The 15026-nt window shown below is 63.8% G+C and carries 12 protein-coding genes; 6 read left to right on the plus strand and 6 right to left on the minus strand.

What is annotated here, in order from left to right; genetic code table 11:
* The first annotated feature begins 44 nt into the window (after nucleotides 1–44).
* Entirely contained in the window at nucleotides 45–1307 is a 1263-nt protein-coding gene (locus tag GA615_RS04280; protein WP_152050012.1) for an argininosuccinate synthase, read from the plus strand.
* 82 nt (nucleotides 1308–1389) lie between these two features.
* Here the strand turns inward: GA615_RS04280 and dtd are convergent, their stop codons facing one another.
* The 4 genes from dtd to GA615_RS04300 form a co-directional block, all read right to left on the minus strand.
* Nucleotides 1390–1839, minus strand: a complete 450-nt coding sequence (gene dtd, locus GA615_RS04285) for a D-aminoacyl-tRNA deacylase (protein ID WP_152050013.1) — start codon at nucleotides 1837–1839, stop codon at nucleotides 1390–1392.
* A complete protein-coding gene (locus GA615_RS04290) occupies nucleotides 1793–2209 on the minus strand; it encodes a hypothetical protein (RefSeq protein ID WP_161602166.1) in 417 nt (138 codons plus the stop codon). Before GA615_RS04290 ends, dtd begins: the two co-directional genes overlap by 47 nt.
* A gap of 95 nt (nucleotides 2210–2304) precedes the next feature.
* Nucleotides 2305–4320, minus strand: coding sequence for an asparagine synthase (glutamine-hydrolyzing) (asnB, locus tag GA615_RS04295; RefSeq protein WP_152050015.1), 2016 nt, complete (start codon nucleotides 4318–4320; stop codon nucleotides 2305–2307).
* 180 nt (nucleotides 4321–4500) lie between these two features.
* On the minus strand, nucleotides 4501–5361 hold the full coding sequence (locus GA615_RS04300; protein WP_152050016.1) for a carbon-nitrogen hydrolase family protein: 861 nt from the start codon (nucleotides 5359–5361) through the stop codon (nucleotides 4501–4503).
* Between the two features lie 397 nt (nucleotides 5362–5758).
* Here GA615_RS04300 and GA615_RS04305 point away from each other — a divergent pair, with 397 nt between their 5' ends.
* Nucleotides 5759–7798 carry a cation:proton antiporter domain-containing protein gene (locus GA615_RS04305; RefSeq protein WP_152050017.1) on the plus strand — a complete coding sequence of 680 codons (2040 nt, stop codon included), beginning with the start codon at nucleotides 5759–5761 and terminating at the stop codon, nucleotides 7796–7798.
* A 41-nt stretch (nucleotides 7799–7839) separates the two neighbouring features.
* Here GA615_RS04305 and GA615_RS04310 read toward each other — a convergent pair whose 3' ends face one another.
* Together GA615_RS04310 and modA are read right to left on the minus strand one after the other, a co-directional pair.
* The gene (locus GA615_RS04310; protein ID WP_152050018.1) at nucleotides 7840–8688 is read right to left on the minus strand and encodes a DedA family protein; all 849 of its coding nucleotides are present in this window, start codon (nucleotides 8686–8688) and stop codon (nucleotides 7840–7842) included.
* Nucleotides 8689–8817: 129 nt separating this feature from the next.
* Nucleotides 8818–9663 (minus strand): molybdate ABC transporter substrate-binding protein, encoded by an 846-nt coding sequence (modA, locus tag GA615_RS04315; protein ID WP_152050019.1) that lies wholly within the window; start codon nucleotides 9661–9663, stop codon nucleotides 8818–8820.
* A 274-nt stretch (nucleotides 9664–9937) separates the two neighbouring features.
* Here modA and GA615_RS04320 point away from each other — a divergent pair, with 274 nt between their 5' ends.
* The 4 genes from GA615_RS04320 (at nucleotide 9938) to GA615_RS04335 (ending at nucleotide 15003) form a co-directional block, all read left to right on the plus strand.
* The gene (locus GA615_RS04320; protein ID WP_152050020.1) at nucleotides 9938–11413 is read left to right on the plus strand and encodes a hypothetical protein; all 1476 of its coding nucleotides are present in this window, start codon (nucleotides 9938–9940) and stop codon (nucleotides 11411–11413) included.
* 233 nt (nucleotides 11414–11646) lie between these two features.
* Nucleotides 11647–13059 carry a DEAD/DEAH box helicase gene (locus GA615_RS04325; RefSeq protein WP_152050021.1) on the plus strand — a complete coding sequence of 471 codons (1413 nt, stop codon included), beginning with the start codon at nucleotides 11647–11649 and terminating at the stop codon, nucleotides 13057–13059.
* 37 nt (nucleotides 13060–13096) lie between these two features.
* Complete coding sequence (locus tag GA615_RS04330; RefSeq protein WP_152050022.1) at nucleotides 13097–14593, plus strand: hypothetical protein; 1497 nt, start codon at nucleotides 13097–13099, stop codon at nucleotides 14591–14593.
* Nucleotides 14590–15003 (plus strand): hypothetical protein, encoded by a 414-nt coding sequence (locus GA615_RS04335; protein WP_152050023.1) that lies wholly within the window; start codon nucleotides 14590–14592, stop codon nucleotides 15001–15003. Before GA615_RS04330 ends, GA615_RS04335 begins: the two co-directional genes overlap by 4 nt.
* Nucleotides 15004–15026: the final 23 nt, after the last annotated feature.

The following is a 15026-nucleotide window of genomic DNA, read 5'->3' on the forward strand; positions in this document are numbered from 1 at the left end:
TCACGACCATTCATCGAAGGTATTGAAAGGACAAGGCGAACCTCGTGGCACGCGACAAGGTGGTGCTGGCATACAGCGGTGGGCTGGATACGTCGGTCGCCGTGAAATGGATCAACGAGACGTATGGGCTCGATGTGATCGCGTACACCTGCGACCTGGGCCAGGGGCAGGACATCGAGGCCATTCGAGACAAGGCCCTGCGCACCGGAGCGGTCGAGGCGATCGCCGAGGACGTGCGGAATCTGTTCGTCGATTACTTCGCCTTTCCCTCGCTCATGGCCGGGGCGTTGTACGAGGGGAAATACCCGCTCGCCACGGCGCTGGGTCGGCCGCTCATCGCGCAGCGAATGATTCAGGTGGCGCGCGACCACGGCGCGGTGGCTGTGGCACACGGCTGCACGGGCAAGGGAAACGACCAGGTTCGCTTTGATGTGACCTTCCAGACCCTTGCACCGGATCTGAAAATCATCGCTCCGGTTCGTGAATGGAAGTGGACGCGGACCGAGGAGCTGAAGTACGCCGCCGATCACGGCATCGAGGTCGAGGCGACGAAGGAGAAAATCTTCAGCACCGACCAGAATCTCTGGGGCCGCTCGATCGAGGCGGGAGTGCTGGAAGACCCCTGGGTCGAACCGCCTCCGGAAACCTTCCAGTGGACGGTCGATCCGCTCAAGGCCCCCGATGAACCCGAGGTGGTCGAGATCACCTTCGACCAGGGGCGGCCCGTGGCCCTCAACGGTGTGGAAACCGATGGGGTCGAGCTGATCGAGAAACTCAACGCGATCGCCGGCAAGCATGGCGTGGGGCGTGTCGATCATATCGAGAACCGCCTGGTCGGCATCAAGTCTCGAGAGATTTACGAGGCCCCCGCCGCCTACGTCTTGCACGAGGCCCACCGGGAAATCGAGTTCCTCACGCTCTCGAAGGATGCCCTGCGGTTCAAGACCCACGTGAGCCAGGCCTACGGCGACCTGATCTACAATGGTCTCTGGTTCAGCGCCTTGCATCAGGATTTAATGGCCTTCGTCGCGTCGAACCAACAGTATGTGTCGGGGGTCGCCCGGATCAAACTGTATAAAGGTTCGGCGATGATCGTGGGACGCAAGAGCGAACATAGCCTCTATCGTCATGAACTGGCGACCTATGAGGAAGGGGACCAGTACGACGCCTCGGCAGCACTCGGGTTCATCACGATCCACGGCCTTGGGCAGAAGACCCAGGCTCAGCATCAAATGCTCAAAGGGCCAGGCGGGAGCCGTCGGATGGAGCTGCCGAGCATCATCCCGCCGCGGAAATCCGACAGTTGAATCGAATCGGGCCGACCGCGCAAATGCAAATGGCCGAGGTCGGCCCGTCTCGATTCTCGGCTGGGATCAGGGAAGTTGCTGATCAGAATGTCTTCCGACTGTCGAGCAAGAGGGTGACCGGCCCCTCATTAACGAGCGAGACGTTCATCATCGCTCGGAAGGTTCCCGTGGCGACGGGAAGGCCGAGCGCGGCGATCCGGTCGCAAAGCACCTGGTAAAGGCGTTCGGCCTCACCCGGATCGGCGGCGGCGTCGAAGCTGGGGCGGCGGCCTTTGCGGCAGTCGCCGAAGAGGGTGAACTGGCTGACGACGAGGACGGAGCCGCCGACCTCGCCGACGGATCGATTCATCTTGCCAAGTTCATCCTCGAAGGCGCGGAGGCCAACGATCTTCTCGGCGAGCCAGTCGGCATCGGCCTCGGTGTCCCCTTTGCCGACGCCGAGCAGGATAAGCCACCCACGATCGATCTGGCCGACGAGGGAGCCGTCAACCTCGACGGAGGCCTGGGAAACGCGCTGCAGAACGGCTCGCATGAGGGAACTCCGAAATCACTCGGACGCATTCGGGGATTCGGGCGTAGTACCCTCGGGCTCCTCGACCGATCCAGAACAAGGTCAACGGCAAGGCGAAGACGTTCCCGACGAGGATCAGGAATAACCCATACGTCCACGCCCAGGGACGCCTCGGCAGGAAGGGCCCCACGGCAAAGGTCGCTGCAATGGCCAGGCACAGGGCGGCGATAGACGGCAGGGCATGGTGATCAGGCCGATCGGCGGGGGCACGGAGCACTCCGAATTGCCAGTCCATCGCGACGACCAGCCCCAGACCACCGTACAGGACAGCAATGAGCAGACAATAACTCGCGTAAGCGACGTACACCCAGGGCAGTCGATTACGATCCACGACACCACGATCGCCGACCGACCGTGGTGCTTCATAGGGATTTTCGTGTTCGGTCGGGGCAGTCGGTCGATTCATGGCAGGCTCGTTGCCGATCGTCAGACCGCGATCGGCAACGTTGTCTCACCATTGGACCGGATCTTGTAGTGTCCGGGAAGGCGGTTGCCGGCATACTGGGGGGCTTCCCAGGTGGGAAGCTCGCAGAGGCCGCCGCTGATGTAAAGGTGGTGCCAAAGCTGCGTGGCGACCACGGAGGTCAGGCCGATCTGCATGATGAGCCGGCGAGGGGTGATCCGGGGGATGCGAGTCTGCCAGGCACGCTCTCGGGCCACGGCCTCGGGGTCGAAATAGCCGGTTGCGCGGAGGGATTCGGGGCTCAGAAGCTGATCGACCCAGGCCGGTCGGTGAGGGCCAAGGAAGGTCGGCGCGAACGAGGCGCGGAACATTGTCTTCGGTCGGCCGGCGATCTGAGGGGGGAGCGTCCGCTCGGCGACCTTGCGCAAGAGCCACTTCTCGGTCTTGCCGCGGAGCTTGTACTCGGGGGCGATCCGGGTGGCAAAGGCGGTCACATCCTCGTCGAGGAAGGGATAGCGCGTCTCGACGGAGGAGTGCATCGCGATCCGGTCCCCCTTGGGAATCATCAGGAGGCCGGCAAGCATGACCTTGTAGCCGACATAAAGCGACTGGTTCAGGGGTGCCCATCGCTTCATGTTCGGATTGGTCAGGTCGAGGTCGGAGAAGGCATGGTGATCGCCGAGGCGGTCCCACATCTCCCGGCTGTAAACGAGCTGGGTCGATTGAGAGATGGCCTCAAACATATCTTGCTGAATCGGGCGTGTGCCCTGCATCGCCTCGACGGCCGAAGGGCGCCGGGCATTCCGACCGCCGAGGACCCGGAACATCAGCTCGCGGCCGAAGTTCATCGGGCCCCGTCCGAAGCGGCGGAAGTTCTGGTCGCGCATCTGCTGGAACTTGAACCAGGCATAGCCGGCGAAGGCTTCGTCGGCCCCCTCGCCGGTCAGGGCGACTTTATAGCCTTCGTTGTGGACGGCCCCGGCCAGGCGCATCAGGCAGGCGCACGAGGTGTCGAAGACCGGTCCCTCGGCGGCCACAACGAGTTCGGGATACGCCTCGGCAATCTTGGCCCGGTCCATGATGACGGTGGTCAACGGCGAGCCGAGCACTCGGGCTGCCTCGGTTGACTGCGAGCGTTCGTCGGGACCAGCGCGGTCGAGGCCGATCGTGAACGACGGCACGGCGCTCCCCCGATGGCGAGAACTGAGGCCGAGGACGACCGTCGAATCAAGCCCCCCGCTGATGTAGCTGACGACCGGGACATCACCCCGGAGCCGACGCTCGACCGACTGCCGGAGCAAGGCTTCCAGCTCGTCGACAAGGGGCTCGGTGTCGTCCATCCGGAGTTCGTCGCCGGCATCGGGAAAGTCGAGGTCCCAGTATTGCTTCAGCTCGACCCGGCCGTCGTGGACCCTGAGATAGTGGCCCGGCGGGATCGACTTGACCCCCTCGAAGAAGGTACGGGTCGTCCCGGCGCAGAAGAAGGTGAACAGGTGGTCGATCCCCTTCGGATCAGGGCGTGCCTCAACCAGCCCCGATCGGAGCAACGCCTTGATCTCGGAGCCCCAGAGGAGCCAGCCATCACGTTCCACATAGTAGAGCGGGGCGATGCCGACGCGGTCGCGTCCAAGAATCAAGGTTCGGCTTTTGCGGTCCCAGAGGGAGACGGCGAACTGCCCCTTGGCCTTCTCGAACATCCCCTCGCCGAAGTCTTCGTAGAGGTGGACCCAGAGTTCGGTGTCGCATCGCGTGGCGGGACGATGGCCTCGGGCGACGATCTCTCGATAAAGCTCGGGATATTCGAACAGCTCACCGTTGAAGGCAACCCAGACGGTTTGGTCTTCGTTGCAGAGGGGTTGGCGGCCTCCGGAGAGGTCGACGATCGAGAGCCGTCGAGCCCCCAGAGCCAGGCCGGGTTCGAGGTGGACGTGCTCGTCGTCGGGGCCTCGGTGGGCGATGGCGTCGGTCATTGCCCGGAGACGGTCTTCGGGAAACGAACGCTGGGCACGAAGATCGAATGCGCCGGCGATTCCGCACATGAAAGGATGTCCTCCCCTCTGGGGCTGCGGGGTTCAAGGCGGTCGGGTCGGATCGGATCGGGCGATCGGCCAGCCCAACGGGGGGGAGGTGGGCCCGTCACGAATCGCGGGAAATCAGCACCGGAGCCAGGCGGCGGCGCGTGGCCAACCAGTATACCAGGGAACCGAATCCGCGCGTGATCAGGCCCCCGAAGTGGAGGACCAGCCCGCGAGCACCGAGGGGGACGTAGAACGGCACGGCGACGCTCCTCGATCAGAAGGGGATGCGACACGCAACGAGGCAATCACCAGAGCTTCCTCGGTTCCGGCCCGGACCGGGAGGCTGCGACGGCCGTCGCACAGGGCGCTTCGGCCGGCAAAGCGGTCGGGGATGCGGGGCATTAAAGGGACTCTGGTTTCCGTCTCGCCGCACTGATTGGCAAAAATGAAGGGAATGTCGAGATCCTGCGAAACGATCCGGGGGATCTCACCCGCAAGCGGCCCGAGGCGACCGTAAAGCCAGTTCGGTCGCCCCGAACGGCGATTGGCGAAATCGGGCCAGGCAGAGCCGACGACGGCCAGGTCGATCCGGCCCCGATAGTCGCTCCAAACCTTTCGGTAAATCATGTCCGCGCAGATGGCGAAGCCGACACGTCCCCAGGGGGTTTGCGCGATCACCGGCTCGCGCCCTTTGCGAAAGCGGGTGCACTCCCAGAAGACGAGATGGCGCTTCCGGTAGACGCTGATGGAGCCGTCGGGACCGCAGAAGGCCAGGGAATTATACAGATGCCCGGCGTGATGTTCGGCATATCCCGCGGCGATCCAGAGGCCCCAGCGTCGGCTTCGGTCCCGAAGCGCGGCCAGGGTCTTGCCTTCCCCGTTCTCGGCGATGCGGGGGTAATCGCCCCGAGAACAGTAACCGGTATTGAACAGCTCGGGCAAAACAGCCAGTTCAACACCTTCGTCCCGACATCGCGCGAGCGAGGAGTCGGCCCGATCCAGGTTGCCGGAGACATCCCCCGGCACGGATTGCATTTGAATCGCGGCGGCACGCAATTCCACGAGTCGGCCCTCCCAGGCCCGGACCGAGAGGAGAACCACGGACCTGGACACCCAGCCATCTGGGAACCAAGCCGCTGCGTCTTCTCGGTGTGATCGGTCGATCCCTGACCGGACTCGATTGTTCTCTTGGATGACGACGAGGGGGCGCCCTTCCAACCGTTGCGAGTCGGAACATCGGTTCCCAACGCGTTGTCGGTCGTAAGGCGTGGGGACTTTAATCGCTTTTCGAACCCCTGGCCAGAGCAACCGGTTGGGAAAGTGAACCGAGCGGATCGGGTGCGCTCTGGTCTGCGATCGCCTGTGGTGGCCGGTGGCGAACTGAGTGCCGAGATTGGTATGGTTCTGCCATTGCCCGCCGCGATTCGGTTCCCCAAACCCCAAGCCATCACGAGACGCGATGGAACACTTCGAGTTCCTCTACGACCTGTTGATTGTCTATGCCGTGGCCGGCCTGGTGGTCTTCGCGTTCCAGCGCATGCACATCCCACCCGTCGTCGGGCTCCTGGTGGCGGGTCTGGTGGTAGGGCCGTCGGGGCTCGGGTTGGTCGGAGATCAAGAGCGGGTCCAACTCCTGGCCGAGGTGGGTGTGGTCGTCCTGCTGTTTACGATCGGCCTGGAATTCTCGCTGTCGAGGCTCAAAACCCTCGGCCGGGAGATGCTGGCGATCGGCGTGCCGCAAGTGGTGCTCTGTGTGGCGGTGCCGACGCTGGCGACGCGATGGTATCTGGGCGCCTGGGGGCCGGCCCTGTTCACGGGAATGCTCGTGGCGATGTCGAGTACGGCCGTCGTTCTGAAAATCCTGATCGAACGGGGTGAGGTGGGAACTCCCCACGGGAAGATCGCCGTGGCGGTCTTGCTCTTGCAGGACTTGCTGGTGATGGTCTTCATGCTGGCCGTGCCGTTGCTGTCTCCCGAAGCCGGCGAGGAAGGATGGGAAGGGGTTCTGGGTCAGCTCGGGCTGGGAATCGGGGTGGTCTTCGGCATCTTGATCGGCTCGCAATTCGTGATTCCACCCATCCTGCTCCGAGTGGTGCAGACCCGGAACCGGGAACTCTTCCTGATCTTCATCTTCCTGTTCTGCATCGGCATGGCGACCCTTACGGCCTGGGCCGGTCTGTCGCTGGCGCTCGGGGCGTTCCTGGCAGGCTTGGCGATCTCGGAGTCGGAATATGCCCACCAGACCCTGGCGGAGGTCTTGCCCTTCCGGGACACCTTGAGCAGCCTCTTTTTCGTGTCGGTCGGGATGCTGCTGGATCTGGGTTTCCTGGCCAGTCATCTGCCCCTGGTGACCGTGACGGTCCTGGCCATCGTCGCCTTGAAATTCGTGGCCGTGGCCATGCCAAGCTGGCTGGTCGGCTATCCCTTGCGCACCGGGACACTGGTGGGTCTGTCCCTGGCTCAGATCGGTGAGTTCTCGTTTGTCCTGGCCAACCGAGGGATGGAAGCCGGCTTGCTGCAAACCGACGACTACCAGGCGTTTCTGGCGTCGGCCGTCTTGACCATGGCATTAACCCCAATCTTGATTGCCTTTGGGCCAACCGCCTCGACCGGCCTGGAACAGATTCCGGTCGTGCATCGACTTGCGGAAAAACGCCAATCACGACGCCGGATCGAGGAGCCGGATCTGCCCGCCGAGTCGATCGGCGATCACGTCATCATCGCCGGCTTCGGCGTGGCCGGGAGGAACCTCTCTCGGGTCTTGCAGGGTGTCGATATTCCGTACGTGATTCTGGAAATGAACCCCGACTCCGTCCGCCGGTTGCGCGGTCAGGGGCAGCCGATCTTCTACGGAGATTGCACGCGGGCCTCGGTCCTCGAACATGCCGGGATCGACCGAGCGAAGATGGTCGTGGTCGTCATCTCCGATCCGGACGCGACCCGACGGGCCGTCCGCATGGCCCGCTTCCTGAACCCGAACCTGTACATCGTGGCCCGGGTGCACGACATCGAAGATATCGACGAGTTGCGCCGGCTCGGGGCCGATGAGGTCATTCCTGAAAACTTCGTCACCTCGATCGAGCTGTTCGACCGGGTTCTCGTCGAGTATCAGGTGCCTCGCAACCTGATTCTCGACCTGATTGACCGGGTCAGGAGCGATCAGTATCAGATCCTGCGATCGGCTCGACCCGTGCGCCTGGACATGCCCTTTTCCCTGGCCGAGGGAGCGGCGGTCGAGTCGTGCTTGATCCCTGTCCAATCGCCGGCGGTCGGTCGGTCGATCGCCGAGGTTCGCTTGCGAACGCTCAGCGGTGCCACCATTCTGGCCATTCGCCGAGGGTCAACCGATCTGGTCAACCCTGACCCTGAGATTCGGCTCAACGGCGGTGATGTCGTGGTCCTGTTCGGCGAACGATCGCAGCTCGACCTGGCCATCGCCCTGCTCGTGCCGGAAACCGATCAACCCCCACCCCAGGGGCGTCATCGGTCCCTGTCCTGATTGCAACTGCCAGGAGGCCCTCCCTTCGGCTCGACGGTCCATCAGGGAGCGGGCGATCGTTCCCGGGACTCATCAGAATCGCGGAGCGTGTCGGAGACCGGAGGCGAAGGCTCGACCGGTCGAACGGGCGGGGTTGGTTCAGGAGCGGCAGGCCGAGCATGCCCCGGAGGCAGCACGATTCCCTCGACTCGGGCTTCCCTTCGAGGTCCCGAGTCTCCCGACGGCAACGCGTTGGGATACGGCAGCGACAGATCCCCCGGAGGCAACGGAACCTCGCTTCCTTCAAACACCGGGGGACCAACCGGCTTGCCGCCCCGCTTGCGAGCCCGGACGTAACGGACAATGATCCAGATCGCCAGGGCGGAGGCCAGGATCACGGCCAGGTAGTGCTGAGCCTCCCGAATTCCGGCCTCGATCTGAAACGCGAACAACCAGCCGAGCGCGAACATCAACGGGGTACTCAGCATCACCGCGAACAGGTCGGTAATGAGCAGCTTCAGCGGGGGATGACGCAAAATTCCGGCCGTCAGATACGCCGCCGTCCGAAAGCCGACCGCGAACCGGCCGAGGATCAGAATCTTCAAGCCGTGCCGGGTGAAATACCCCTTGATCTGCTCCTCTCGGGCTCTCGTCAGGAACTTCCGGGTCAGTCGGAATCCCAGAACCCGCTCTCCGTAGACGTAGCCGAGCCCATAAACGATGAAATCACCGATCAAGACCCCAAGTACGCAGGAGCCGAAGGCCATCGGAGCCCACATTGCCCCCTTCTTCGAGAGGATCGCCGCCACGATGATCGGCACCTCCTCGGGGACGGGAAGCCCCAATCCACCCAGGACCAGGAGCAAGATGATCCCGATGTAGCCAAACCGCTCGATCAAGTCCTCGGCCAACGCCTCGCTCCCCGCGATGCTCGCCCTCTCGACCTCCAAACCCTGCCGGGTTGCCCGATTGACGCTCGTCTCCGATCATGACCGTGCTCGGCGCGATCGGCCATGTGTCTTCCAGAAGCGGACCGCCGTTCAGTCGCTCTCGACTTCGGGCAAGAGCGTGCCTCCGGCCGGCTCGAAGCCAAAGCGGCGGAGAATTGCCTGGCCTTGCTCACTGACCAGAAACTCGCAGAACGCCTGGGCTGAGTCGAGCCGCTCACGATCGGCGACGATCCCGAGATACTGGTCAATCGGATCGTGCAGGTCGGCAGGCACCGGCTCCCAACGGAGCGAAGGATCGGGAACCAGCGATCGCGCGATCAAGCCGGCCTCGGCCTGTCCCGATCGAACAAACTGGGCGGCGTTCTGAATCGACTGACCGAACACGATCTTCGGTTGAAGCTCGTCCCAGAGGCCGGCATGCTGCAAGGCCTGGCGACCGGCCATGCCGTACGGCGCATGATCGGGATTGGCCAGCGCGATGCTCCGGATTGCCGGATCGGTCAGGGCATCGAGTCCCGATGCGGCAATCTCGATCGATTGGGCAAAGGCCAGCACCAAGGGCCCTCGGGCATACGGCCGAACCGAGTCGGGCATGATCGCTCCCGAATCGGACAGCCTCCGCACGTAGTCTCGATTGGCCGAGAGGAAGACATGGTACGGCGCTCCCTGTTCAATCTGCCGGGCCAGTTGCCCCGACGAGCCAAGCACGGGAACGACTCGAACCTGCCCCCCCTGCTCCGCTTCAAACGCCTCGACAAGCTCGGGCATTGCCGCGTACAGGTCGCTGGCCGCCGCAACCCGGATCTCGGGCAGGTCGGCGGTGTGAGGTTGGTCGAACCGGAAGAACAGCCGTCCGAAGGCAATCCCACTTGCCAACAGAACGAGGAAGGCCAAAAACCAGGAAAGATACGCCCGCACGCCGCGCTCTGTATTCACGATCCAGGCCGACGGCTAACAGAACCACCCCGTTGCCGATCGGCCTTCCGCGTGTCCTCGCTCATCATACCGCATGGACCGACCGGTGGGCGACCGCCGTTGGAGCAGCGTTGCGGAAATCGTCGACCGCGTGCGAACGAGTCCGATCCCTCGGTGGTTGTGCGCTCCTGCGATTGCGTCGTAGACCGGGGTTCGGGTATCACCATAGGGGCCGGGCCGGGCGTCGGGAGCATTCCGGTCGGCAACCGACTCAGGGAGAGGACGTGGCGATCGCATGAAGACGGACCAGTTCCTCAAACACTACGGGATCAGCGGCAACCCGTTCAGCGAGGAGGACGCCCAGACCGACACGGTCTTCAAGAGCGGCTGCCTCTGGACCATCCATCACCCCGCCTGGGACAAGTTCTTCGGCAGCCCGGCCGAGCCGTCAACCGCCCTCGTCTTTGGCGAGAAAGGCAGCGGCAAGACCGCCATGCGCCTCCAGGCGATCGCCGAGTTGGAAACCTACAATAAAGAACACCCCGATTCCCGGGTCCTCGTCATCTCTTACGACGAGTTCAACCCCTTCCTCGACCACTTCCGCACCGCCATCCGAGCGAAGGACACCGCCTCGGCCCTGAGCCGGTGGAAACTCCATGACCACATGGACGCGATCCTCTCGCTCGGGGTCACGCAACTCGTCGATCGCCTGACCGAAGAGCGCATGGACCTGACGCGGCTCTCGCTCGATCGCCGCCGCGACCTTCTCTTGCTGGCGGCGCTCTACGACTCCTCGACCGGCGAGCCGATCGACCGCCGCTGGGACCGCCTCCGCCGCCGATCCGGCTTCCGCCCCCTCTGGAGCCGCCGCGACCTGCAAATCGGCATCGGCGTCACGGTGATCGTCGCCCTGATGCTCGTGGCCTTCGACGCCCTGCGAAGCTGGTCGATCACCCCCTGGCTCGTCGGCCTGGTCGCCCTCGGCTGGCTCTACTGGGGATGGCGCTTGCTACAGGCCGAATTCCGAGCGAGGGACATTCGCAAAGCCCTGCGCGTCCTGAGCCGCGACCCCTCGGCCCTGCGCTGGGAGCTGCTCTGGTTCCGCCCGACCGAGCTGGCCGGCCAGCCGATGCCCACCGCCTCCAAAGGCGGAGTCGGAGAAGAACGGTTCGAGCTGCTCCGGAAGTTCCAGAGCGTATTGAAGGACCTCGGCTACGGCGGGATCATCGTCCTGGTCGACCGCGTGGACGAACCCCAGGCGATCGAGGGCGACCCGCGCAAGATGCGGGCGTTGGTCTGGCCCTTGCTCGATCACAAGTTCCTCCGCCATCCGGGGATCGGCCTGAAGCTCCTGCTCCCGATCGAGCTGGCCTACTACCTCGACAAGATGGACAAGGAGTTCTACGACCGCGCCCGGCCCGACAAGCTGAACATGATTAAGCCCTTGCGCTGGACCGGCCCCTCCCTCTACGACCTGGCGACCGACCGCCTCCGCGCCTGCGCCACCGACGGTCAACCGACCAACGGCAGCCCCCGGCTCCGGCAATTCATCGACGAATCGGTCGGCGACGACGCCCTGAAAGACGCCCTGGGACACCTTCGGACCCCCCGGCAACTGTTCAAGTTCCTCCACCGCCTGATCGAGGAACACTGCCACCGTCACACCGAAGACAACCCCCGCTGGTCCGTCGATCAGGACACCTTTCGCGCGGTCTACTCCGACCACATGCGGAGCATCGACGCGTTCGATCGCGGCTACGGGCACGGCTGATCGCAACATCACGCGCCATCCCCGGTCGTCGGACGAACCCGGCGGCCCTCTGTTCTCAAACGAGGGCTCGTCGGGTTACACTTGGATATGGATGTTCAGCGAGACGGCCCCACATCCCTCCCCTCAGTGGGAAACCGAGATCGAAGGCCCGAGAATGCCCGGTCCTTCGCTCCCGCCCGACCCTCAATCGGGACGGTCCTGGCCCGTTCGGCAACCCGAGGAGACGAGCGGTGATGAGTGGCTCATCGACGACCGAAGGCGATCCGGCCAGGCTGTCGCTGTCGTTCGAGGAAGGCACGCTCGTCGTCGAAGGCTTGCCCGAGCACGACTCGCGAGGCCTTCCCGGCTTGCAGTTCGATCCCAGGCGGCGTGGCATCTACCGCGCCCCGGCCATCTGGTACCGCGAGATCGTGCAACACCTGCGCGATCACGGCATCTCCTACGAGGATCAAGCCCGCGACTACCAGGGGAAGACCCGCTGGACCATTCGCGTCGACAAGCCAGCCTTTCCGCATCAGACCGAGGCCCTGGAGGCGTGGTCCGCCTCCGGGATGCGAGGGGTGGTCGTCTTGCCCACCGGCACCGGCAAGACACACATGGCAAACCTGGCCATCCATGCGGCCCAGCGGCCGACGCTGGTCGTCACGCCGACGATCGACCTGATGAACCAGTGGTTCGACGAACTGACCCTCTGCTTTGATGTTGAGGTCGGCCTGCTCGGCGGCGGCTATTACGAAATCAAGCCCTTGACCGTCACCACCTATGATTCGGCCTACATGAATATGGACCGAATCGGCAACAAGTTCGGTCTTCTTGTGTTCGACGAGTGCCACCACCTGCCCGGCCCCACCTATGGCCTGGCCTCCACCTGCGCCATTGCCCCCTTCCGCCTTGGCCTGACCGCGACTCCCGAGCGGGCCGACAACGCCCACGAACAGCTCGACCGCCTGATCGGCCCGATCATTTACCGGAAAGAGATCACCCAGCTTCGCGGCCAGTTCCTCGCCGATTACCGCGTCGAAACGCAATATGTCAACCTGAGCGAGGAAGAACAGTACCGCTACGAGTCGTGCCGCGAGGTCTACCGCACCTTCACCCGCGATCACGGCATCGACTTCCGCCGGCCCGATGCCTGGGGCCAGTTTCTCCGCCTCGCCTTCCGATCGCCCGAAGGTCGGATCGCCTATCAAGCCTATCGCGAACAGCGCGAGCTGGCCCTGGCCGCACCGGCGAAGCTCCAACTGCTGGGCCGGTTGCTCGACCACCACCACGGCGACCGCATCATCATCTTTACGCACGACAACGCGACGGTCTATCAAATTGCCCGCCGATTTCTGGTTCCGGTCATCACCCACCAGACCAAGACCAAGGAACGCAGGGAAGTGCTGCTGCGATTCAACGACGGGCGATTCCCGATCGTCGCCACCAGCCGCGTTCTGAACGAAGGGGTGAACGTTCCCGAAGCGAACGTGGCGATCATCCTCTCGGGCACGGGTTCCGTGCGTGAGCATGTGCAACGCCTCGGACGCATTCTCCGCAAGCGGGGAGACAAGGAAGCGGTTCTTTACGAAGTGATCACGCGAGGAACCGTGGAAGAGTTCACCTCCAGCCGTCGCCGCAAGCACAGTGCCTACGGCGGCGGCTAACCGTGGAATCACGATTGCCACCGGGAGCCCTGGGATCATGTTCGGTGTTCGAGCGCACGTTTCTCGACGATTCGGCCAGCGTGTCGTGCTTGCGTTTGCGGCCTTCGTCAGTCTCGTCGTCCATCCGAGTTCTGCGGCGGCCCAGGCCGACCGCTACGAACTGGGGCGCCGCCTGCGAGCGTTCGAAGAACGTTGGGAACAGCCGGCCGAACCCGACGCCCGGCAACGAGCCGCGCAGGCGCTCGACGATTCGGTCAAGGACTTCTTCCGCTTTCAGTTCGACGAGGCGGCCCGAGCGATGACGCGGGCCTTTCGGCTGCTCAATGGGGAAGTGAACCTTCCAGACGCGGTCCAGTGGGCCGATTCCCTGGCAATCCACCCCGCATCCCGGCTGATCGAGCGAGGTGGAACAACGCTCGACGCCACGATCAGCCCCGTCTATCCGGTCGAGGTCGAAGTCCCGGATCAGGCGATCGCCCGCATTTCGATTGCTGTCAACGGAACGGAGGACTCCCGCTCGCTGCTCGAATTGAAGTTGGATGAGGGAACGCAGGCGATCGAGATCCCGACCGCCGATCTCCCCGAGGGGGATCACCGGTTGACCCTCAACGTGATCGTCTCGGGTCGAAATGTGTCTCAGAGTCGATCCGTGATCTCGGTCGTGGATCGCCTGGCGGATCGCCTGAAATTAGCCGAGGCCACCCTCGATACCTGGATCGAAACCGATTCAGGGCTCACGACCGACTCCGCGACGGCTCGTCAGTCTTTCCAGATCCTCACCAATCTTGCGAACGGCGGGGCTTCGGAGACGGACATCAACGCATCGGCATTGATGATCGACCTGGAAGCCTTGCTCGCCTCGTGGGACACCGGCGCCCCTCACCACGGCCCTGCTCGTCCGGGATCCTTCCGCATGACCCTGGTGGCACCGGAAGGACGCCTGATTCCGGCCCGCGTGTTCGTTCCCGAGACGATTACGGAGGAAAATCCCGCTCCTCTGGTCGTGGCCCTGCATGGCATGGGCGGGAGTGAGAATCTCTTCTTTGACGGCTACGGCCGAGGCGCCATCGTGGAGCATTGCCGGAAGCGCGGCTGGCTGCTCATCAGTCCCCGACGGGGTCCGATCGGTTCGGGGCCGATCGCGGAGGTGGTCGATGCGATGGCGTCCGTCTACCCGGTCGATCGGTCCCGGGTCTTCCTCGTGGGACATTCCAGCGGAGCGGCTCAGGCGATTGAAGCGGTCGTCCGACACCCGGATCGCTACGCGGCAGTGAGTGCGCTCGGAGGAGGAGGACGCATCGACGAGGTGCCAGGATTAACGCAGGTCCCTATCTTCATCGGTATTGGGGCGCTCGATTTTATGCTCGATTCGTCCCAGAAACTCCGTGATGAACTGACCCGGATCGGTTCGGAACAAGTCGAGTATCGGGAATACCCCGGTATTGAGCACATGGTCATCGTCCAGGTTGCGCTGCCAGACACGTTCGAGTTCTTTGATCGGATCGGGGAGGATCTCGTGGACGAAAACCGATGAGGAAGGACGTACGGCCGAAGCCGACGAAGCGTCAGCGGCAGGTCGAATGGGGCATCACTGTTGTGATGCTCGGGATTCTCGGCCTGCTCATCATCGGCCCACCCTGGAAGCGGTTTATGCCCCCCGAAGGAATGGAGACGATCGACGACCTGATCGCCGTATTGCCCGAGACCTATCGCTTCGCGGCGGTCGAGCACGACGGGACGTCCTATGTCGTCTGGGTCGGGAGGCCCCGAGGGCCGATCGTCTCCGGCCCTCCGGTCTGCGTCTTCGCCACGAACGGCCGCCTGGTCGATTGGTCCGGAGACACGGGCGACTCGAACAACCAGTTCGTGCGGGAGATGCACGCCCGAGCGAATCAGACGGACCCCATCAGCAAAGATGAGGCGATCGCCATGTGCCGACCGTGACGCGATCGGCGACACCCCGGTTC

This window comes from Tautonia marina, from assembly GCF_009177065.1.
GTDB lineage: Bacteria > Planctomycetota > Planctomycetia > Isosphaerales > Isosphaeraceae > Tautonia > Tautonia marina.

Excerpts from the sequence above, each read along its gene's own strand:
- GA615_RS04330 (WP_152050022.1), top strand. The coding sequence starts at position 13,097 with ATGTTCGGTGTTCGAGCGCACGTTTCTCGACGATTCGGCCAGCGTGTC.
- GA615_RS04320 (WP_152050020.1), top strand. The coding sequence starts at position 9,938 with ATGAAGACGGACCAGTTCCTCAAACACTACGGGATCAGCGGCAACCCG.
- GA615_RS04305 (WP_152050017.1), top strand. The coding sequence starts at position 5,759 with ATGGAACACTTCGAGTTCCTCTACGACCTGTTGATTGTCTATGCCGTG.
- asnB (WP_152050015.1), bottom strand. The coding sequence starts at position 4,320 with ATGTGCGGAATCGCCGGCGCATTCGATCTTCGTGCCCAGCGTTCGTTT.
- GA615_RS04335 (WP_152050023.1), top strand. The coding sequence starts at position 14,590 with ATGAGGAAGGACGTACGGCCGAAGCCGACGAAGCGTCAGCGGCAGGTC.
- dtd (WP_152050013.1), bottom strand. The coding sequence starts at position 1,839 with ATGCGAGCCGTTCTGCAGCGCGTTTCCCAGGCCTCCGTCGAGGTTGAC.
- GA615_RS04325 (WP_152050021.1), top strand. The coding sequence starts at position 11,647 with ATGAGTGGCTCATCGACGACCGAAGGCGATCCGGCCAGGCTGTCGCTG.